This window comes from Haloarcula sp. DT43, assembly GCF_037078405.1.
Classification (GTDB): Archaea; Halobacteriota; Halobacteria; order Halobacteriales; family Haloarculaceae; genus Haloarcula; species Haloarcula brevis.
In genome coordinates, this window is the sequence record NZ_JAYMGZ010000001.1 from 191,885 (window position 1) to 210,056 (window position 18,172).

Below are 18,172 nucleotides of genomic sequence, written 5' to 3' on the forward strand. Positions count from 1 at the left end.
GTCCCGTTCCGCTGGACGACCTGCCCCGACCTTTTTCAGCGTCGGGTGCGCTCACTTGGTTCGCGCACCACTCCTCGAAAAACGTCGATGAAAAAGGCCGACCGCTCACGCCGTTCGCGGCCGGTCCTCAGCCCTCGAACCCGTCCTCGAACCGGAACGTCCCGTTCCGCTGGACGATTTCCCCGTCGACCTCGATGAAGGAGTCCTCGCTCATGTCGACAATCATGTCGACGTGGACGGCCGACTCGTTCTGTTCGTTGTCCTCGCCGACGGTCTCCTCGTAGGCGCGCCCTACCGCCATGTGAACGGTGTCGCCCATCTTCTCGTCGAACAGCATGTTGTAGGTGAACTGGTCGATGTCGCGGTTCATCCCGATACCGAGTTCGCCCAGCCGGTTCGCGCCGTCGTCGGTCGAGAGGACCTCTCCGAGCAGGTCCTCGTTCTTCCCGGCGCTGAACTCGACGACCTCGCCGGCCTCAAACTCCAGGGCCACGTCGGTCACTTCCCGGCCCTGGTGGTACAGCGGCTTGTCGAAGAGGACTTGGCCCTCGACGCTGTCGGGGACCGGCGCGGTGAACACCTCGCCGCCGGGGAGGTTCTTTTCGCCGTAGTCGTTGAGCGTCCGGTTGCCGGCGACGGACAGCGTCACGTCCGTCGTCTCGCCCGAGACGATGCGGACCTCGTCGGCGGGGTCGAGGATGTCGACCATCTGGGACTGGTGCTCCCGGACCGCGTCCCAGTCCTTGAGCACGGCGTCCCAGACGAAGTTCTCGTAGCCCTCGGTGGAGGTCTGGGCGAGCTGGGCGTTGGCGGGCGCGGGGTACTGGGTGAGACACCAGGTCTTCGACAGGCGCTCGTTCAGGAGCGGCTGCTGGGCCTGCTGGTAGGCCGCGGTGATTTCGGGGTCCACGTCGCTGGTCTCCGTGACGTTGTCGCTGCCCTTGATAGCGATGTACGCGTCCATCTCCTCGTACAGCGCCTCGACGTGGCTCGGCGTCTCGAACTCCTCGCGGTTCCGCAGGAAGGCCCGGCGGAACCGCTCGCCGAGGCGGTCCTGGACGACGAGCGGGTTCGCGCCGCGGTCGGCGGCGAACTCGTGGATCGCGACGACGAGGTTCTCGGCCTGGGGGTGGGCGTCGATGACGAGGTTGTCGCCCTCGCTCAGGTCGATAGAGTGGTCGACGATGACCTCCGCGTGTTCGCGGATGCGTGGGTCCATACAGATAGGCACCGCCCGCGGCCCCTAACGGTTGCCCTCCCGGCTACTTCTTCTTGCTCTGCTGGAACCCCTCTTTGAACCCCTGGAAGGTCCGGCGGAGCATCAGGTACATGAAAAAGAAGAACAGGAGGACGGCGGCGAGGACGCCGTACATGAGCCAGTTTTCCATACCGGCGGCTTGTCGAGCGGCGCTCAAAGTCCTTTCGGGGGCTGGCGGTTCCGGCCCTGAGACGGGCGAAACCGAAGTGTAAAATCCCGGTTTGAGCGATAGCTACAACGAACGCTGTGCTTTGGCAAAGACTCATAATCCCATAGAACATACAGACGAGCATGTCGTTGCTGCCTTCTCGGGACCCGGCGACCCCGGACGCCGAACCCCGAGTCATCGGTGTCGACAGTGATGATGCGGACGACGTGCTGTCGGCACTCTCGGCAGAGACCGCCCGCAATCTGCTGTCAGAGCTGAACAAGGAGCCAGCCCCGCCGTCGGAGTTGGCCGACCGGGTGGACACGTCGCTGCAGAACGCGCAGTACCACCTCAAGAAGCTCAAAAACGCCGGCGCGGTCGAGGTCGTCGACACGGCGTACTCCGAGAAGGGCCGCGAGATGGACGTGTTCGCGCCGGCGAACCAGCCGCTCGTCATCTGCGCCGGCGACGAACAGGAGACCTCCGGACTGCGGGCGGCGCTTGCGAACATAATCGGCGGGGTCGCCGTCATCGGCTTCGCCAGCCTGCTGGTCCAGCAGATGTTCGGGAACTCGCTGTTCGGCGGCCCGACCGTCTCCTCGGGCAGTGCGGACACCGGGACCCGGGACCCGAGTTTCTACGCCGGGAACACCACCGTGTCCGACGGGGGCTTCGAGGCCACCGCGGGGGCGCTCGATACCGCCGCGCGGGGCGGTGCGGAGGCCGCTGCCGCCGCGATTCCGCCGGGACTGGCGTTCTTCGCCGGCGGCGCGTTCGTCATCGCGGGAATGGCAGCGCTGTGGTACGTGCGCCAGTAGCGTCCGTGTGCGGTCGCCGCGTTTACCGTTCGACGAGCGTCGTCGATATCGGCGTCCCGTCCGGGGCGCGGAGCCGGACGCGAACGTCGCCGGCCACGACATCCATCTCGGCGTGGGCCGGCTGGTAGCGCCGCGGGTCGGCGTAACTGCCCGGATTGACCAGCGTCCAGCCGCCGAAGTCGTCGAGGCCCGGTCTGTGTGAGTGGCCGACGACGACCACGTCGGCGTTTTCCTGCCGGGCCAGCAGTCCGAGAGCGGTCTCGGTGTGTTCGTGCCCGTGGGCGACGACGATTGTCAGCCCCTCCCAGGCGACGGTCGCCACGTCGGGGAGCCGGGCTCGGACCGCCGGCCCGTCGTTGTTCCCGACGACGCCGGTCAGGTCGTCGCACTCGGCGTCGATTGCATCGAGCACCCGCTCTGTCGTGAAATCGCCGGCGTGGACGACGTGGTCGGCCTCGCGGACGGCGTCGAGCGTCCGGCCGGTCAGTCGGTGGGCGTCAGTCCCGTGGGTGTCGGAGATGACGGCGAGCATACCGCCGGTTGTCGGGCCAGGTATAAATCCAGAAGCATTTTGCGTCACGGTCGTGACGGAAAAATAATGGCAGGGAGCAAATCGGTCGTCATCGCCGCACTGATAGCCAACGGCGCGATTGCGATACTGAAGTTCTTCGGCTTCCTCCTGACGGGGAGCGCCGCGATGCTGTCGGAGACGTACCACAGCATCTCCGACACCGGCAACCAGGTGTTCCTGCTCATCGGCATCCGGTTCAGTTCGCGGGACCGTGACCGCCGGCACCCCTTCGGCTACGGCAAGGCGCAGTTCTTCTACAGCTTCCTCGTCTCCGTGTTCCTGTTCGGCATCGCCGGCTGGGAGAGCGCGAAACACGGGTACAGCCAACTGACTTCGGGCGGCCACGGCGGCGGGGCACACGCCGGCGAGGCCGTCGAGTTCCTGTTTCTCTCCTTTACCCCGCCGGCCTGGCTGGACCCGCTGTGGGTCAACTACACCGTCCTGCTCGGGGCGTTCGCCTTCGAGACGTACGCGCTGGTGAAAGCCCGCGCGGAGATGCAACGGCAGATAGACCGCAACGACTGGTCGGGCTACCGCGAGGCGTTCCGCAAGACCAGCGACGTGACGACGCTGACGGCGCTGACCGAGGACACCATCGCGCTGGCAGGTATCGTCATCGCGCTGGTCGGTCTGGTCCTCGAACAGATGACCGGGAACCCGTTCTTCGACCGGGTGTCGGCGCTCCTCATCGGCATCATGCTGATGGGCTTTGCCCTGGCGCTGGCCTGGGAGAACAAGCGCCTCCTGCTGGGGGAGAGCCTCCCGACGGACGAGGAACAGCGCCTCCGTGACATCGCCGTGCAGAACGAACACGTGGACGAAATCGTCGGCTTCCGGACCGTCTACTTCGGTCCGAACGAGGTCCTCGTCTTCGCGGACCTGCGGTTCGACCCCGCCCTCGATACGGAGTCGATAGACGAGGAGATAACGGCGCTTGAGTCGGCGATGCAGGACAGCAACGGCGACATCAGGAAAGTCTACATCGAACCGGAGCTGTAAGGGTCGCTGTCCTCGAGCCACCAGGGAATCGGGACCCGGCCGATGCCGGTGGCGACCGTCATCCGGGCGTCGATATCCGGCCGGTCCGGCCGCCGCTCGACGTGTTCGACGTATCTGAGTATCCCCTGCCGGTCGACGTACAGCCGCGACCGCTGGACCCCGGACCCGTTCTCGGCGGCCGGCGTCCCGGTGTTCGTCGCCGCCAGCACCGCGACTGGCCGGCCGTTCCACTCGAACGCGCCCACCCGCCGGTACTCGGTGCCCGACATGAGCAGGCGGAGGAGGTCACGCCCGGCCGGCGAGGCGACCAGCGACGTGTTCGGCGTCGCCGGCGTGGCCGAGTACGGGGTGTCGGGGTCGTCCCGGACGTTGGTGTACACCGTCCCGTTGGCGAGGACCACGTCGTCGGATATCGGGCCGAAGCGCCGCCTGACGCGCCGGACCTCCCGCTCCCGGTCTATCCAGACGTCGAGCGTGTTCTGTGGCCCGGCCTGTTCGACGTGGCGGTGGAAGCTCCGGCTCGCAAGCGCCCGCTCGTGGCGGTCGAGCAGTCGGTCCACGTCGACGCCCCCGTCACTGGTCGGGACCGGCACCGTCGCGTCCGGCGAGCTAGTGGGGACGGGGGCCGGCGTCACCGGGTCGGTGTCGCCCGCCGTCGGGTCGGCCGGGAAAACGCCGGAACAGCCGGCGAGAAGCGCGATGCCGACGGCGAGCGTGACGCGCCACATGCGTTCGACGAGGGGCGCTCGCGGCAAGTAGCTGTGGGGGCGAACCCTTTTGCCGGTGAACGGCCAATCGGGGCACGTGGCAACGACGGACGACGGCTACATGCGGTTTTTCCCCTTCGAGGAGCCGTACGACCACCAGCAGGAGGCGATGGGCACGATATACGACGCGCTCGACGAGGGCCGGGACGTGCTGTTCGAGGGGGCCTGCGGGACCGGGAAGACGCTCGCGTCGCTGGTCCCCGCGCTGGAACACGCCCGCGAGACGGGCAAGACCGTCGTCATCACGACGAACGTCCACCAGCAGATGCGCCAGTTCGTCGCGGACGCCAGAGCGATAACGGACCAGGAGCGGCTGCGGGCCGTGGTCTTCCGGGGCAAGGGCTCGATGTGTCACATCGACGTCGACTACGAGGAGTGTCAGGCACTGCGCGACACGACCCGTGACCTCGTCGAGGTCGAGAGCGACATCGCCGAACTCGAACAGCGGGAGGGGGAACTGCTCTCGGACGGGCAGGCAGGCAGCAGCGAGGCGATGGAGGCCCGCAACGCCGTCGTCGAGGAGCTTCGCGACCTCCAGGACGAACGCGAAGAAATCGAAACCGAACGGTCGACCTGCGACCACTACTACCGGAACCTCACCGTCGACACCAGCGAGTTCTACGCGTGGCTGTTCGACGACGTGCGCACGCCCGACGACGTCTACGAGTACGCCCACGAGCAGGGACTCTGTGGCTACGAACTGCTCAAGGAGGGGATGGACGGCGTCGACCTCGTCGTCTGTAACTACCACCACCTGCTGGACCCGACCATCCGCGAGCAGTTCTTCCACTGGCTCGGCCGCGACCCCGAGGACATCATCGCCGTCTTCGACGAGGCCCACAACGTCGAGTCGGCCGCCCGCGACCACGCCCGACGGACGCTGACGGAGAACACGCTCGACCAGGCCATAGCGGAACTCGACGGCGAGGACGACGCCCGCGCCGACGCCGCGGCAAACGTCATCGGGACGTTCCGGGACGCCCTCGTCGAGGCCTACGAGGACGCCTTCGGCTTCGGCGAGCGCGAGGCCGTCGACGAACACTGGGACGACGTGACCATCGCCAACGACGACCGGAAGGACGACCTGACGCTGGCCTTCCTCCAGGGGTACACCGGCCCCGGCTTCCACGAGGAACTGGACCGCGCGCTGGAACTCGGCCGGGACCTCGACGCCCGCTACCAGGAGGCGTTCAAGGAGGGCGAACTGGACACCAGAAAGGAGTGTCAGACCCTCCAGGCCGCCGGCTTCATCGCCGACTGGCTCGACGAGACTGACGAGACCGGCCAGTATCCCGTCGTCAGCGTCCGCCGGGACGAGTCGACCGACGAGGTGTACGGCCGCGCGGAGCTGTACACCTGCATCCCCGAGCAAGTGACCCGAGACCTGTTCAGCGACCTCCACGCCGCCGTGTTGATGAGCGCCACGCTCCGGCCGTTCGACGTGACCGAGGACGTGGTCGGCGTCGACGACCCGGTGACGATGGCCTACGGCGCGCAGTTCCCGGAGGAGCGCCGCCGGACCTACGCCGTCGACGGCCCCGCGCTGTTTTCCAGCGAGCGGGACAACCCCGAGACCCAGCAGCGCATCGCCCGCACGCTCGAAGACATCGTTCGCTTTACGCCCGGCAACACGCTCGTGTTCTGCCCCTCCTACAGCGAGGCCGAACGCTACCACGACATGACCGCCGTGAGCGCGACGCGGTACCTCGACGAGCCAGGGACGCAGGCCCGGGACCTCCGGGAGGCCTTTACCGACGACAACGACGGCGTGCTCTACACGTCGCTGTGGGGGACGCTCGGCGAGGGCGTGAGCTACGACGGCGACGACGCCCGGACAGTGGTTGTGGTCGGCGTCCCCTACCCGCACCTCGACGACCGGATGGACGCCGTCCAGGACGCCTACGACGTGGCCTTCGACGAGGAGGACGACGCCGGCTGGCGCTACGCGGTCGAGATTCCGACGGTCAGGAAGACGAGACAGGCCCTCGGGCGCGTCGTCCGCTCGCCCGACGACTTCGGCGCGCGCATCCTGCTGGACAAGCGCTACACCGAGGCCGCCGAGATGGAGATGCACGACTACGCGGTCCGCGGGACCTTCCCACCGGAGGAGCGCCGGGAGATGGTCGACATCGGCCCCGAGAAGCTCAAGTTCGCGATGCTGAACTTCTATCAGGACATGGACGCCTACGACGGGCCGCCGCCGAAGCCTTGAGTACGGGCAAGATTCGCGGGAAGCAGTCGGTTGATTCGGTGATACTACGACGCCCACGTATGTCCGATAGTGCGATCATCGTCAGGCTGAACGGGATTCTGGCGCTCTTGCTCGCGGCGGTCAGCCTCCTCGGCGGCCTGGTGTTCGGTCGCGGGTACGCCGACGAGCTATTTTTTTCGGTCATGAGTTTCGTCGTCCTCGTCACACTGAGTATCGGCGTTGTGCTCGTCCGCTCGGCAGACCTCGGTGCACCACCGAGGACCTGAATCAGCCGATAGCGGTCGGTCGCCAGTAGCGTACCGTCCGACGTCAAATCGGATACTTTGAAACCCTCGACGTGAAACGAGTGGGTAATGCTAGTCGCCTTCGACTTCGACGGGACGCTCTCCGACTCGGAGATGACGGTCCTGCTCGGGAACCAGAACGGGACGGCCGAGGACATGGCCGACATCACCGAGCGCGCGATGAACGACGAAATCGAGTACGCCGAGAGCCTCCGCCAGCGCTGTGCGCTGCTGGAGGACCTCCCGGACGAGAAGGCGCAGGCGGCCTTCGACGAGGTCGTCCTGCGCCCCGGGGCGGCCGAGGTCATCGAAGCCCTGCGGGACGCCGGCGTCTACGTCGCCATCCTCACCGGCGGCTTCGAGCGCGGCGTCGAAGCTGCACTCGAAACGGAGGGGGTCGAGGTCGACGCCATCGTCGCCAACCGACTGCTCGTCGAAGACGGGAAACTCACCGGGGAGGTGCGTGGCCCGCTCATCTCCGGGACGAAAGACGACGCGCTCGAAGTCGTAACGGCCGTCACCGGAGAGGACCGGGACGCGACTATCGCCGTCGGCGACGGTGCCAACGACCTGCCGATGCTCGAAGTGGCGAACCTGGCCGTCGGCTTCGACCCGAAACCGGCCGTCGCGCCGTCGTGTGACACGACCGTCGAGACGATGGCCGAACTGCACGACCTGCTGGAAGCCGAAGGGGTGCTGTAGCGCGGTCGTTCCCGCCGGGCCGCTATCCGGGCCGGTCTCGCCGCTGTGCGCGATGAAAGGTCAGAATAGGGAGTGGCACACTCCCCACGGATGCGAGCATTGTTGTCGGACCAATGACAGAGTATGGTTGAGCATGAACCGACGCGTGCTCGCAATCGGCGACGGTTCGTTTAACACGTAAACCGCTGACGTAATAAGCTTGGTGAACGGGCGAATTATTGCACTCGTTCAGTTCGTATGTCCACAGACGGCCGGTAAAACACTACGCTACCGGTCAGTGCGTCGCCTGACCGATGGCCTGGTCGAGGTCGGCCTTGATGTCCTCGACGGACTCGGTGCCGACCGACAGGCGGACCATGTCGTCGGTGACGCCGGCGGCGGCCTTCTCCTCGTCCGTGAGCTGCTGGTGGGTGGTCGAGGCCGGGTGGATGATGAGCGTCTTCGCGTCGCCGACGTTGGCCAGTAGCGAGGCTATCTCGGTCGACTCGACGGTCGTCCGGGCGGCGTCGTAGCCCGCTTCGAGGCCGAACGTTATCATGCCGCCGTAGCCGCCGTCGAGGTACTCGCTTGCGGCGTCGTGGGTCTCGTGGTCGTCGAGGCCGGGGTAGGTGACCCAGGAAACCTCGGGGTGGTCGTCGAGGAACTCGGCGACCGCCATCGCGTTCCGGCAGTGGCGGTCCATCCGCGAGGGCAGCGTCTCCAGGCCCTGCATCGTCTGCCAGGCGTCGAAGGGGGACTGCTGGCAGCCGAGGTCCCGGAGGCCGCGGGCGATAGCGGCGTAGGTAAAGGCCGCGTCGCCGAAGCGGTCCCGGAAGTTCACGCCGTGGTACGCGGGGTTGTCGCCGGCGATTTCGGGGTACTTCTCTTTGTGTTCCTCCCACGGGAACGACCCGCCGTCGACGAGCACGCCGCCGACGGTGGTGCCGTGGCCGTGAATCCACTTCGTCGTGGAGTTCCAGACGAGGTCCGCGCCGTGCTCGATGGGGTTACAGAGGTACGGCGTCGCGAAGGTGTTGTCCACGAAGAAGGGGACGCCGTGGTCGTGGGCGATGTCGGCCAGGCGCTCGAAGTCGGGGGTCACGAGCGCGGGGTTGCCGATGGTCTCACAGTGGACGTAGGCCGTGTCCTCGTCGATGGCCTCGGCGTAGGCGTCGTAGTCGAGCGTGTCGACGAAGCGGGTCTCGACGCCGTTGCGCGGGGCGGTGTGGGTGTAGTAGGTGTAGGTTCCGCCGTACAGCGACGACGCGGTGACGACGTTGTCGCCCACGTCGGCCAGCAGGAACGTCGCGAGGTTCAGCGACGCCATCCCAGAGGCCGTCGCGACCGCGCCGACGCCGCCTTCGAGGGCGGCGAGACGCTCCTGGAGCATCCCGACTGTGGGGTTCATCAGCCGCGAGTAGATGTGTCCGGGCTTCTCCAGTGCGAACTGCTTGGCCGCGTCCTCGGCGTCCTCGAAGACGTAGGAGGTGGTCTGGTACAGCGGCGGCGCGCGCGAGCGTGTCTCTGCGTCCGGCTTCTGCCCGACGTGTAGGGCGTCGGTCTCGAATCCGTGGTCTTGGTCCTCGCTCATACACTCGGGTTTCACCTGACGGGTCTTAATTGCGACCCCACCGGTCAGGCCCGCCACTGCTACGAGATACCGGTGATTCTTCGGGCCGTTTCCAAACGGATTCGGTGCTGCAAGGCCGTACAGGGTCGATATCGTGCTCCTGGAGAGACATGTAAGCGAGTGCTCGGGCCGGGAGCGAAGTGGCGCGACGACCGTCGCGCCCGAAGCGACCCGGGGAAGGCAGGCCTGCATCAGTGACATCCAGCCGCAACTGACCAGCATACCGGTCGCCTGCGGCGACCGGTTTCGCGCGAATCGCCGCGCGATTCGCGCCTTTTTCGCCCACGTTTTTGCGCGGAGCGCACCGCTCAGCGCAAAAACGTGGGTTAGGAGAACTTCCGGACCGTCATCGAAAGCGTATCGAGGTCCAGAATCGGCGCGAAACCGGCGTCGGGGTCGATGTTGACGCTCTTCTGGAACGCGGTCTGGGCCTGCCAGCAGCCGGAGTTCAGCGCGAGGACGTTGTGGTACTCCCCCCAGCCGAGCTTGTGGACGTGGCCGGTGTGGAAGACGTCGGGGACCTCCTCCATCACCAGATAGTCACGGTCCTCCGGGGCCAGGCGGGTGTGGCCGCCGTACTGGGGCGCGACGTGGCGCTTCTTCAGGAGCTGGTACATCGCCTTGTGGGGCTCCTCGTAGCTGGCCTCCTCGTCGGGGAGTTCGGCGATGACCTCGTCCAGCGAGACGCCGTGGTACATCAACACCGTGACGCCCTCGACGGTGACCAGCGAGGGGTTCGAGTGGACCTGCGCGTCGTGGGCGGTCATGATGTCCCGCAACTCCTCGTCGAAGCCGGGCTGGGGCTCGGCCAGCCGGACGGCGTCGTGGTTGCCCGGAATCATCCGAATCTCCATGTCGCCGGGGACCTCCTTGAGGTACTCGCTGAAGGCCTCGTACTGGTCGTAGATGTCGATGATATCCAGTTCCTCGTCCTGCTCGGGGTAGATGCCGACGCCCTCGACCATGTCGCCGGCGATGAGAAGGTACTCGACGGACTCGGCCTCGGGCGTGTGGAGCCAGTCGGTAAAGCGGTGCCAGGCGTCTTCCATGAACTCCTGGCTCCCGACGTGGACGTCGGAGATGAGCGCCGCCTGAACGTGCCGGTCGGCGGTCGAGGGGCTGTGGGTCCGGGGCACGTCCGGGAAGTACAGCGAGTCCACGAACAGGATGCCGGCGTCGTCGGCCAGCGTCCCCTCGACGGCGATGACCTCGTCCATGAGCAGCTGCTGGACCAGGTCGGCGATAGGTCGGTCTTTCATCACCAGACAGGGGAAGGTCCCGTTCGTGTCCTCCAGTTCGACCAGCCAGTGGCCGCTGGCCGTCGAGCGGATGTCCGAGACCATGCCGATGAGCGCGGCCTCGCTGCCGCCGCCCATGTTCTCGATGGCGTCAGTCGGGCGGTGGTTCACCCGGCCCCGGAGCTTGCTCGCCAGTTTCTCGTAGCGGTCACGGAACACCGCGACGAAGTCCGAGTACTCGCCGGTCCCAGTGGACTGGCCGGTCATGTCGTTGGCCACCTCGATGGCCCGGAGGGATGTGTCGACGTCACGTGACCCCTCCGTTTCAGATGGAGCCGACGCGCCCGGTTCCGTCGACGTGGCTGTCTCCCTTCCAGTTGAAACGGAGGGGTGTGGCTGCGTCGGAGAGCCGGCAGTTTCGCCTCCAGCGCCGGGCTCTGGATTCGGCGATTTACTGGCGCTTTCTGTCGCTTCAATCACAGATTCGACGTGGTCGGTCGTCAGTTTCAGCGCGTCGTCGGGGACCGTTTCGAGTGCACGGTCGAGTGTCGTCGCCGGGTTCGGCGCGTCGGCGATTCGGGTCACCGCCTCGCGCTCCGCGTTGTAGCCGCGGCTCGCGAGTTCGCTGACGATGCGTGCCGGCGTCTCCAGAGGCACGTTCCACACTCAGTGTCTGCGGGCAAAAGGATAGCGGACCGCCGGCCGTCACAAGATTGATACGCTGCTGTCGGCAATCCGAGGTAGATGCGCCGGGACGAGCCCACCAGCGACGCACCCCGCGACGACGGGGACGCAGCGGAGGCGAACCCGTCGCTCCGTGTGGGCCTGTACCTCCGTGACGTCGGGACCAGCGTCGGAGCGGTCGTACTCGTCGGCGCGTTCCTGTTTGCCGTCAGCGGGGTGTGGCCCCCGCTGGTCGCCATCGAGAGCGGGAGTATGGAGCCACACATCGACACCGGCGACATGGTGTTCATCATGGACGCGGAGCGGTTCCCCGGGCAGGACGCTCGCCACGGCGTCGTCACGGCGGCGGCCGGCACGGAGACGGGGTACCGGACCTTCCAACGACACGGGGACGTCATCGTCTTCGAGCCCAACGGCAACGAGCAGCGAACGCCGGTCATCCACCGCGCGATGCTGTGGGTCGACGCCGGCGAGAACTGGTACGCCCGCGCGAACCCGGAGTACGTCGGGAGCGCGGATAGCTGCGACGAACTCCGGAACTGCCCGGCCCCCCACGCCGGCTTCGTCACGAAAGGCGACAACGAGGTCACCAACAGCAGGTACGACCAGGTGAGCGGGGCGAGCACCGTCGTGCGCCCGGAGTGGGTCATCGGGACCGGGACCTTCCGAATCCCGCGTCTCGGATACGTCCGAACACAGCCGTCCCGGTTGTCGAGCGCGTCAGCGCCGGCGGCGGTCGGCAGGTCGCCGGCCCCGGCGGCCTCCCCGGAACACGGCCTTCGGACAACAGAAAGTTGATTGGTCGGCTCCGAGTAGCCGCGGTACGAATGGGCGGGCCAGACCGACGGTCGTCGGACGGCGAAGATACCGAGAGACCGGGAGGCATGGTGTACGTGACCGATATCGCCAGCAGCGCCGGCTCGGTCCTCCTGGTCGGGGTGTTGCTGTTCGCCATCAGCGGCGTCTGGCCCCCGCTGGTCGCCATCGAGAGCCCGAGCATGGACCCCCACATCAAGGAGGGTGACCTCGTGTTCGTGATGGAGGAAGAACGGTTCTCCGGGCCGGACGACCGCCACGGCGTCGTCACGGCGGCGAGCGACGACAGCTACCGGAAGTTCCAGCAGCCGGGCGACGTCATCGTGTACGAACCCGACGGGAACGGCCGACAGACGCCCATCATCCACCGCGCGATGCTGTGGGTCGAGGAAGGCGAGAACTGGTACGACCGCGCGAACGAGGACTACATCGGCAGCGCGGACGACTGCGAGGAACTGACTTCCTGTCCGGCCGACCACGCCGGCTTCATCACCAAGGGCGACAACAACGGCCGGTACGACCAGGTCGGGACCAGCCCCATCAGCGAGCCGGTCAGACCCGGGTGGGTCGTCGGCACCGCGGAGATGCGGGTCCCGCTGCTGGGGCAGGTTCGGCTCCAGTGGAACCAGGCCGGGGCGACGGAGCGGGTGACGAACCGGACGGCGACGAACGCGACGGGCTCGACAGCCGTGAACGCGGCGGCGGCCGGATAGACGGCATCGGGGGACCGTTTCACCTGGAACGAGTCGGCGGCCGACGGCGCGATTCGGGTCAGTTGTCGAAGCGGGCCTGGACGAACGGCTGGACGTCGTCGATATCGCCGAGCCGCGAGTCCGACAGGAGCACCGCTTCCGTCTCCTCGGTCGGGACTGACAGCGAGATTTCCTTGGTCCGGCCGTACCGGCCCTTCGAGACGACGACGGCGTTGACGATGCCGAGCATGTCCAGTTCGGAGATGAGGTCGGTGACGCGGCGCTGTGTCAGGATGTCGGCGTCGATTTCCTCACAGAGGTTCTTGTAGATGTTGAACACCTCGCCGGTGTTGATGTTGTGGACGCCGTTTTTCTCCAGGAGGATGATGGCAAAGAGGACTATCTTCGACTGGGTGGGGAGCGTCCTGACGACTTCGACGACGCGGTCGAGTTCTATCTTCTCCTGGGCCTGCCGGACGTGGTCTTCGAGAACGTTGTCGGTCTGGTCGCGCTCGGCGAGTTCCCCGGCCGTCCGGAGGAGGTCGAGCGCGCGGCGGGCGTCCCCGTGTTCCTGGGCCGCGAAGGCCGCACACAGCGGGATGACGTCCTCGGTGAGCGCGTCGTCTTTGAACGCCACGTCCGAGCGCGCCTGGAGGATGTCCCGGAGCTGGTTCGCGTCGTAGGGCGGGAAGACGATTTCCTCCTCGCCGAGGCTGGACTTGACCCGCGGGTCGAGGAAGTCGGTGAACTTCAGGTCGTTCGAGATGCCCATTATCGAGACGCGGGAGTTCTCCAGTTCGGAATTCATCCGCGAGAGGTTGTACAGCGTGTCGTCGCCGCTCTTCTCGACGAGCTTGTCTATCTCGTCGAGCATGATGACGACGACGCGCTCGTGGTAGTCGACGGCGTCGAAAAAGGAGCTATAGACGCGGTCGGTCGGCCACCCCGTCATCGGGACTTCCTCGAACTCCGACTTGTCGGCCTGGAGCGACTCGATTTCGCTGTCGATGTCGGTCACGGAGTCGAACGCCACGGCTTCGAGTGCGTCCGTGTCCTCGCGTGCGCGCGACCGGAGGTCTTCGAGTTCGTCGACGCGGTCGTCGATGAGCGCCGCGTTCTTGTCGATGAACTTGTTGGCGAGCTGGGCCAGTACGCGGTACTGGGTGTCGGTCACCTCGCAGTTGATGTACTCCACCTCACAGGGGACCTCGTACTTCTGTGAGGTCGTTTCGAGTTCCTCACTGACGAACTTCGCGCTCGCCGTCTTTCCGGTCCCGGTCTTCCCGTAGATGAGGATGTTCGACGGCGTGTCACCTCGGAGTGCGGTGACGAGAATCGTCGCCATGTTGTTGATCTGCTCCTCGCGGTGGGGCAGTTTGTGCGGCGTGTACGACGGGCGAAGCACCTCCTTGTTCTCGAAGATGGGTTCACCTTCGAGCAGGTCGTCGAACAGGCCGCGGGACGCCTCGTCCGACGGGTCATCCGAGCCGGTATCGAGGTTGTCGAGGATGACGTCGTCGAGGTCGGACGGCCCGGTATCGGTTTCCACGTCGAGCGTCCCGTCAGCGTCGGCGGACGTTTCCGTCGCCGACGAATCAGACGACGGGTCCGGGTTGTCACGTTCGTCAGTCATAGTCGAGAGAGTTCCCCTTCGTTTCGTGTGGAGGGAGTCGGAGACACCGGAACAGAGGGAGCGAGGAGTACGTCAGTACCGTCGTTAGTGAGCATCAACGCTCTCCAGTGTGTCCAGTTGAACCACATGAACCGTACCGTGAGCAGATATTAAACATTTCGGTACATCACCCATGAAACACATATTGATACATTGATTGATTCGGCGCACGGGTACTGTCGTGATAGGGTGGGCCGCGGGAACAGCGCGGGAGCGACTGCGGATGAAAGAGTGGAGTCGAGGTCACATCGAGTGGATCGGGATAGCGCCGCGTCCCAGTGGACGAACCCCGGAACCCCCCCCCCACCCCTTCGTTTCCGGTGGAACGGGAAACAGGCCCGGGGTGGGGGGGAGAGACTGTAGAAGATTGTCTTTAGAGGAGAGAAAGATTTAATACACAATGATATAAACCAAAGCCGTACTAGACAAAAATATGCTTTTAGGAACAGTTGTGTACAGTTTTCTAGCGTCTAGGCCGTTCTAGCTAGAGAAATCGCGAACCGCGCTGACTCAAACGGCCGGTCCGCCTCCGGTCTACCCCCCGTCTCAGCCGTCCCCACCCCAGGGGTTCCGGCGTTCCAGTTGAAACGAAGGGGTGGGGGGCTACGGTCGTCGTCCGCCCCAGTGGCTCGGGTTCGTCGCCGGACTCGACTCGAACAGCTCCCACCGGCCGTCCCCGTCCTGACGCTTCGCTACTGGTTCGTACTGCCCACGTAGTGTCAACGGTGAAACTAGTGTCTGACGTAGGCTTAAGTGAATTCGCCTATCTTTTACGGGCAGAGCCGCCATACCGGACGACTCCGGGCGGCGGGAGGATAGGATGGGATTGTTAACAAACCTCAAAGATAGCATCTCACGTGCGGCATCGACGCTGTTCTCCGAAGAGGACCCGAAACGCATCGGGATTTACGGCCCGCCGAACGCCGGCAAGACGACGCTGGCGAACCGCATCGCCCGCGACTGGACCGGCGACGCCGTCGGGCCGGAGAGTCACGTCCCCCACGAGACTCGCCGGGCCCGCCGCAAGGAGAACGTCGAAATCGAACGCGACGGGAAGAAAGTGACAATCGACATCGTCGACACGCCGGGCGTGACGACGAAAGTCGACTACACCGAGTTCCTGGAACACGACATGGAGAAAGACGACGCCGTCCGCCGCTCGCGGGAAGCGACGGAAGGCGTCGCCGAGGCGATGCACTGGCTCCGGGAGGACGTCGACGGCGTCATCTACGTCCTCGATTCCGCGACGGACCCGTTCACGCAGGTCAACACCATGCTCATCGGCATCATCGAGAGCCAGGACCTGCCGGTGCTGATTCTCGCGAACAAGATAGACCTAGAGGAGTCGTCGGTCCAGCGCATCCGAAACGCCTACCCTCAACACGAGACCATTCCGCTGTCCGCGCTCGAAGGGGACAACATGGACGAGGTCTACGACAAAATCGCGGAGTACTTCGGGTGATATAATGGCAGAAGTCAAAGACCCAGACGACGGCGTCCAGATAGACCTCATCAGCGGCGAGCGCATGGCGGGGCTGGCCTCGATGGAGAAAATCCGGATGATACTCGACGGGGTCCGTGACGGCAACATCGTCATCCTCGAAGAGGGACTCTCCCCCGACGAGGAGTCCCGGCTCATCGAAGTGACGATGACCGAAATCAGCCCCGACGAGTTCAACGGCATCGAAATCGAGACCTACCCCAAGTCCGAGGCCGCCGACGCCAGCATCCTCGACCGGCTGATGGGCAAGCAGTCGACCCAGAAGCTGACGGTCATCGGGCCGGCCAACCAGATAGAGACGCTCCACAAGGACGAAACGCTCATCAGCGCACTCGTCTCCCGGAAATAATGCCCCACCAGTGTACGGACTGTGGCCGTGGCTTCGACGACGGGTCCAAGGAGATGCTCTCGGGGTGTCCCAACTGCGGCGGGAACAAGTTCCAGTACCGGCCCGAGGGAGCCGACATCTCCGGGACGCCGGACGCGGAGCCACCGGAACCACCGGGCCCCGACAGCAGCGTCGCCCGGACCGTCGGCAAGACCGCCGCATCGGTGCGTGACCTCGTCGGCGGTTCGGGCGCTGACGCCGACCCACAGGACCCATCCCACTCGACAGACTCGCCGTCGACCCCGGCCGAGGACTCGGCCCAGGCCAGCGCCCGGGGCGACGTCGTCGAGCCGGACGAACTCCCGTCGAACGTCCCGTCGGCGTCCGAATCCGACCACCAGTTCCGCCCCGTCGGTGCTGACCCCGACCCGCCGGCGGAACCGGACCAGGAGGACCGCCCCGACCTGGAGGAACTCCGGGCGGAACTCAACGACCAGTTCGAGTCGATAAAGGTGCTGGAACCCGGCCAGTACGAGCTGAACCTGATGGAGCTGTACGACCGCGAGGAGTACATCATCGCGCTCCAGGAGGACGGCCACTACTCGATTCAGGTCCCGGAAACCATCCGTTCGGAGTGACCAACGCCGCGAATTGCCCCGTAGAACCGCTGCACACACCATTACGTATCGACGCCGGCACAACCATTATATAATATGCCGTGGATGCTTCCGATAACGCCATGAGCCACCGGGACCGCTCGAAATCGAACTCACACCTCGAAGAGTGGGCGTCGCTCCTCGGTGCCGACATCGACGACGACGGGCGCGACGGCGACGTGCTCGACGACGGGGACGACCACGCCTGAGTCGGGGCCGTCGGGCCAGTCGCTCGCAGCTACGGCCACCGCACCGGGCGAAAAAACAGTTCGAGGACGGCACCGAGTTCCGACAGCTCGGTTACGAAATCTTGTCGTACTGGTCGGAGAGCTTCTCGGCGGCGTCGGCCATCAGGTCCTGCTCGTAGTCGTCGAGGTCCCACTCGACGATTTCCTCGACGCCGTCGCTCCCGAGGCGGACCGGGACGCCGAAGGCGGTGTCCTCGTGCCCGAACTCGCCCTCCAGTTTGACTGACGCCGGCAGCACCTCGCCGGTGTCGTGGAGGATGGCCTCGACCATGTGGGCGACGCCGCGGGCGGGGCCCCACTCGGTCGCGCCCTTGCGCTCGATGACGTCCATCGCCGACTCCTGCAGGTCGCCAAGCAGCTGTTCCTTCTCGTCGTCGCTGAACTCGGGGTCGGTCCCGTCGACGCGGACCTTCGAGAACACGGGGACCTGCGCGTCGCCGTGCTCGCCGAGGATGGTCGCCTCCACGTTCTGGACCGGCGCGTCGAACTCCTCGCTCAACACGTAGCGGAAGCGCGCGGAGTCCAGGCGGCCGCCGAAGCCGATGACCTGTTCGCGCGAGCGGTCGCCGGCCTCGTAGAGGTGGCGGTTGAGCAGGTCGACGGGGTTCGAGGTGGTCAGCGAGATGTAGTCGTCGTTGTACTCGTCGAGCGAGGACTGGATGTCCTCCATGATGGGCGCGTTGTCGCCCGCGAGGTCGATGCGTGTCTGGCCCGGCTGGCGCGGGATACCGGCCGTGATGACGACGACGTCGGAGCCGGCGGTGTCCTCGTAGCCGCCCTGGCGGACGCGCGTGTTCGAGTCGTAGGCGATGCCGTGGTTCGTGTCGGCGGCCTGCCCGACCGTGTCGTCTTCCTTGTCCGGGATGTCCACGAAGACGAGTTCGTCAGCGATGTCACGGAGCGCGATGTTGTACCCTGCGGCTGCGCCGACCGTTCCGGCTGCGCCGACTACGCTTACCTTTGTCATAC

The 18,172-nt window shown here is 65.8% G+C and carries 19 protein-coding genes; 11 read left to right on the forward strand and 8 right to left on the reverse strand.

What is annotated here, in order from left to right:
• Positions 1 to 127 precede the first annotated feature (127 nt).
• On the reverse strand, positions 128 to 1,219 hold the full coding sequence (locus VI123_RS01065; RefSeq protein WP_336336228.1) for an aminopeptidase: 1,092 nt from the start codon (positions 1,217 to 1,219) through the stop codon (positions 128 to 130).
• Between the two features lie 43 nt (positions 1,220 to 1,262).
• Positions 1,263 to 1,388, reverse strand: coding sequence for a DUF7859 family protein (locus VI123_RS01070; protein WP_277815050.1), 126 nt, complete (start codon positions 1,386 to 1,388; stop codon positions 1,263 to 1,265).
• Between the two features lie 161 nt (positions 1,389 to 1,549).
• Here VI123_RS01070 and VI123_RS01075 point away from each other — a divergent pair, with 161 nt between their 5' ends.
• Positions 1,550 to 2,224 (forward strand): ArsR/SmtB family transcription factor, encoded by a 675-nt coding sequence (locus VI123_RS01075; protein ID WP_336336229.1) that lies wholly within the window; start codon positions 1,550 to 1,552, stop codon positions 2,222 to 2,224.
• A gap of 22 nt (positions 2,225 to 2,246) precedes the next feature.
• Here the strand turns inward: VI123_RS01075 and VI123_RS01080 are convergent, their stop codons facing one another.
• Positions 2,247 to 2,756 carry a metallophosphoesterase gene (locus VI123_RS01080; protein WP_336336230.1) on the reverse strand — a complete coding sequence of 170 codons (510 nt, stop codon included), beginning with the start codon at positions 2,754 to 2,756 and terminating at the stop codon, positions 2,247 to 2,249.
• 66 nt (positions 2,757 to 2,822) lie between these two features.
• Here VI123_RS01080 and VI123_RS01085 point away from each other — a divergent pair, with 66 nt between their 5' ends.
• Positions 2,823 to 3,794, forward strand: coding sequence for a cation diffusion facilitator family transporter (locus tag VI123_RS01085; RefSeq protein ID WP_336336231.1), 972 nt, complete (start codon positions 2,823 to 2,825; stop codon positions 3,792 to 3,794).
• Here the strand turns inward: VI123_RS01085 and VI123_RS01090 are convergent.
• A complete protein-coding gene (locus tag VI123_RS01090; RefSeq protein WP_336336232.1) occupies positions 3,773 to 4,522 on the reverse strand; it encodes a hypothetical protein in 750 nt (249 codons plus the stop codon). The genes VI123_RS01085 and VI123_RS01090 overlap by 22 nt on opposite strands.
• A gap of 76 nt (positions 4,523 to 4,598) precedes the next feature.
• Between VI123_RS01090 and VI123_RS01095 the strand changes: the two genes are divergently transcribed.
• From VI123_RS01095 to serB, 3 genes are all read left to right on the forward strand, one after another.
• Entirely contained in the window at positions 4,599 to 6,773 is a 2,175-nt protein-coding gene (locus VI123_RS01095) for an ATP-dependent DNA helicase (RefSeq protein ID WP_336336233.1), read from the forward strand.
• A 59-nt stretch (positions 6,774 to 6,832) separates the two neighbouring features.
• The gene (locus tag VI123_RS01100) at positions 6,833 to 7,039 is read left to right on the forward strand and encodes a hypothetical protein (RefSeq protein WP_336336234.1); all 207 of its coding nucleotides are present in this window, start codon (positions 6,833 to 6,835) and stop codon (positions 7,037 to 7,039) included.
• Positions 7,040 to 7,126: 87 nt separating this feature from the next.
• Positions 7,127 to 7,759 carry a phosphoserine phosphatase SerB gene (serB, locus tag VI123_RS01105; RefSeq protein WP_336336235.1) on the forward strand — a complete coding sequence of 211 codons (633 nt, stop codon included), beginning with the start codon at positions 7,127 to 7,129 and terminating at the stop codon, positions 7,757 to 7,759.
• Positions 7,760 to 8,033: 274 nt separating this feature from the next.
• Here serB and VI123_RS01110 read toward each other — a convergent pair whose 3' ends face one another.
• Both VI123_RS01110 and VI123_RS01115 read right to left on the reverse strand, forming a co-directional pair.
• The gene (locus tag VI123_RS01110; RefSeq protein WP_336336236.1) at positions 8,034 to 9,329 is read right to left on the reverse strand and encodes an O-acetylhomoserine aminocarboxypropyltransferase/cysteine synthase family protein; all 1,296 of its coding nucleotides are present in this window, start codon (positions 9,327 to 9,329) and stop codon (positions 8,034 to 8,036) included.
• Positions 9,330 to 9,694: 365 nt separating this feature from the next.
• Positions 9,695 to 11,263: a DNA-directed DNA polymerase II small subunit gene (locus tag VI123_RS01115; protein WP_336336237.1), complete on the reverse strand. Its 1,569-nt coding sequence runs from the start codon at positions 11,261 to 11,263 to the stop codon at positions 9,695 to 9,697.
• Positions 11,264 to 11,350: 87 nt separating this feature from the next.
• Here VI123_RS01115 and VI123_RS01120 point away from each other — a divergent pair, with 87 nt between their 5' ends.
• Positions 11,351 to 12,088: a S26 family signal peptidase gene (locus tag VI123_RS01120; RefSeq protein WP_336336238.1), complete on the forward strand. Its 738-nt coding sequence runs from the start codon at positions 11,351 to 11,353 to the stop codon at positions 12,086 to 12,088.
• 86 nt (positions 12,089 to 12,174) lie between these two features.
• Positions 12,175 to 12,819 carry a S26 family signal peptidase gene (locus VI123_RS01125; RefSeq protein ID WP_336336239.1) on the forward strand — a complete coding sequence of 215 codons (645 nt, stop codon included), beginning with the start codon at positions 12,175 to 12,177 and terminating at the stop codon, positions 12,817 to 12,819.
• A 58-nt stretch (positions 12,820 to 12,877) separates the two neighbouring features.
• On the opposite strand, the gene VI123_RS01130 is transcribed toward VI123_RS01125, so the two are convergent.
• Positions 12,878 to 14,431 carry a Cdc6/Cdc18 family protein gene (locus VI123_RS01130; protein ID WP_336336240.1) on the reverse strand — a complete coding sequence of 518 codons (1,554 nt, stop codon included), beginning with the start codon at positions 14,429 to 14,431 and terminating at the stop codon, positions 12,878 to 12,880.
• A gap of 859 nt (positions 14,432 to 15,290) precedes the next feature.
• On the opposite strand from VI123_RS01130, the gene VI123_RS01135 reads away from it, so the two are divergent.
• From VI123_RS01135 to VI123_RS01150, 4 genes are all read left to right on the forward strand, one after another.
• Positions 15,291 to 15,932, forward strand: coding sequence for an Era-like GTP-binding protein (locus VI123_RS01135; protein ID WP_004590329.1), 642 nt, complete (start codon positions 15,291 to 15,293; stop codon positions 15,930 to 15,932).
• A gap of 4 nt (positions 15,933 to 15,936) precedes the next feature.
• The gene (locus VI123_RS01140) at positions 15,937 to 16,320 is read left to right on the forward strand and encodes a DUF2073 domain-containing protein (RefSeq protein WP_004517591.1); all 384 of its coding nucleotides are present in this window, start codon (positions 15,937 to 15,939) and stop codon (positions 16,318 to 16,320) included.
• Positions 16,320 to 16,937: an OapC/ArvC family zinc-ribbon domain-containing protein gene (locus VI123_RS01145; protein ID WP_336336241.1), complete on the forward strand. Its 618-nt coding sequence runs from the start codon at positions 16,320 to 16,322 to the stop codon at positions 16,935 to 16,937. The genes VI123_RS01140 and VI123_RS01145 overlap by 1 nt, the downstream gene beginning before the upstream one ends.
• 101 nt (positions 16,938 to 17,038) lie before the next feature.
• Positions 17,039 to 17,164 (forward strand): hypothetical protein, encoded by a 126-nt coding sequence (locus tag VI123_RS01150; protein ID WP_336336242.1) that lies wholly within the window; start codon positions 17,039 to 17,041, stop codon positions 17,162 to 17,164.
• Positions 17,165 to 17,255: 91 nt separating this feature from the next.
• Here VI123_RS01150 and mdh read toward each other — a convergent pair whose 3' ends face one another.
• On the reverse strand, positions 17,256 to 18,170 hold the full coding sequence (mdh, locus tag VI123_RS01155; protein WP_336336243.1) for a malate dehydrogenase: 915 nt from the start codon (positions 18,168 to 18,170) through the stop codon (positions 17,256 to 17,258).
• Between the last annotated feature and the right edge of the window lie 2 nt (positions 18,171 to 18,172).

What these genes read in the sequence shown, in the direction of transcription:
- VI123_RS01085 (WP_336336231.1), top strand. Translation starts at nt 2,823, where the DNA reads ATGGCAGGGAGCAAATCGGTCGTCATCGCCGCACTGATAGCCAACGGC.
- VI123_RS01140 (WP_004517591.1), top strand. Translation starts at nt 15,937, where the DNA reads ATGGCAGAAGTCAAAGACCCAGACGACGGCGTCCAGATAGACCTCATC.
- VI123_RS01120 (WP_336336238.1), top strand. Translation starts at nt 11,351, where the DNA reads ATGCGCCGGGACGAGCCCACCAGCGACGCACCCCGCGACGACGGGGAC.
- serB (WP_336336235.1), top strand. Translation starts at nt 7,127, where the DNA reads ATGCTAGTCGCCTTCGACTTCGACGGGACGCTCTCCGACTCGGAGATG.
- mdh (WP_336336243.1), bottom strand. Translation starts at nt 18,170, where the DNA reads ATGACAAAGGTAAGCGTAGTCGGCGCAGCCGGAACGGTCGGCGCAGCC.
- VI123_RS01125 (WP_336336239.1), top strand. Translation starts at nt 12,175, where the DNA reads ATGGTGTACGTGACCGATATCGCCAGCAGCGCCGGCTCGGTCCTCCTG.
- VI123_RS01065 (WP_336336228.1), bottom strand. Translation starts at nt 1,219, where the DNA reads ATGGACCCACGCATCCGCGAACACGCGGAGGTCATCGTCGACCACTCT.
- VI123_RS01075 (WP_336336229.1), top strand. Translation starts at nt 1,550, where the DNA reads ATGTCGTTGCTGCCTTCTCGGGACCCGGCGACCCCGGACGCCGAACCC.
- VI123_RS01145 (WP_336336241.1), top strand. Translation starts at nt 16,320, where the DNA reads ATGCCCCACCAGTGTACGGACTGTGGCCGTGGCTTCGACGACGGGTCC.
- VI123_RS01130 (WP_336336240.1), bottom strand. Translation starts at nt 14,431, where the DNA reads ATGACTGACGAACGTGACAACCCGGACCCGTCGTCTGATTCGTCGGCG.
- VI123_RS01090 (WP_336336232.1), bottom strand. Translation starts at nt 4,522, where the DNA reads ATGTGGCGCGTCACGCTCGCCGTCGGCATCGCGCTTCTCGCCGGCTGT.
- VI123_RS01070 (WP_277815050.1), bottom strand. Translation starts at nt 1,388, where the DNA reads ATGGAAAACTGGCTCATGTACGGCGTCCTCGCCGCCGTCCTCCTGTTC.
- VI123_RS01110 (WP_336336236.1), bottom strand. Translation starts at nt 9,329, where the DNA reads ATGAGCGAGGACCAAGACCACGGATTCGAGACCGACGCCCTACACGTC.
- VI123_RS01080 (WP_336336230.1), bottom strand. Translation starts at nt 2,756, where the DNA reads ATGCTCGCCGTCATCTCCGACACCCACGGGACTGACGCCCACCGACTG.
- VI123_RS01100 (WP_336336234.1), top strand. Translation starts at nt 6,833, where the DNA reads ATGTCCGATAGTGCGATCATCGTCAGGCTGAACGGGATTCTGGCGCTC.
- VI123_RS01150 (WP_336336242.1), top strand. Translation starts at nt 17,039, where the DNA reads ATGAGCCACCGGGACCGCTCGAAATCGAACTCACACCTCGAAGAGTGG.
- VI123_RS01135 (WP_004590329.1), top strand. Translation starts at nt 15,291, where the DNA reads ATGGGATTGTTAACAAACCTCAAAGATAGCATCTCACGTGCGGCATCG.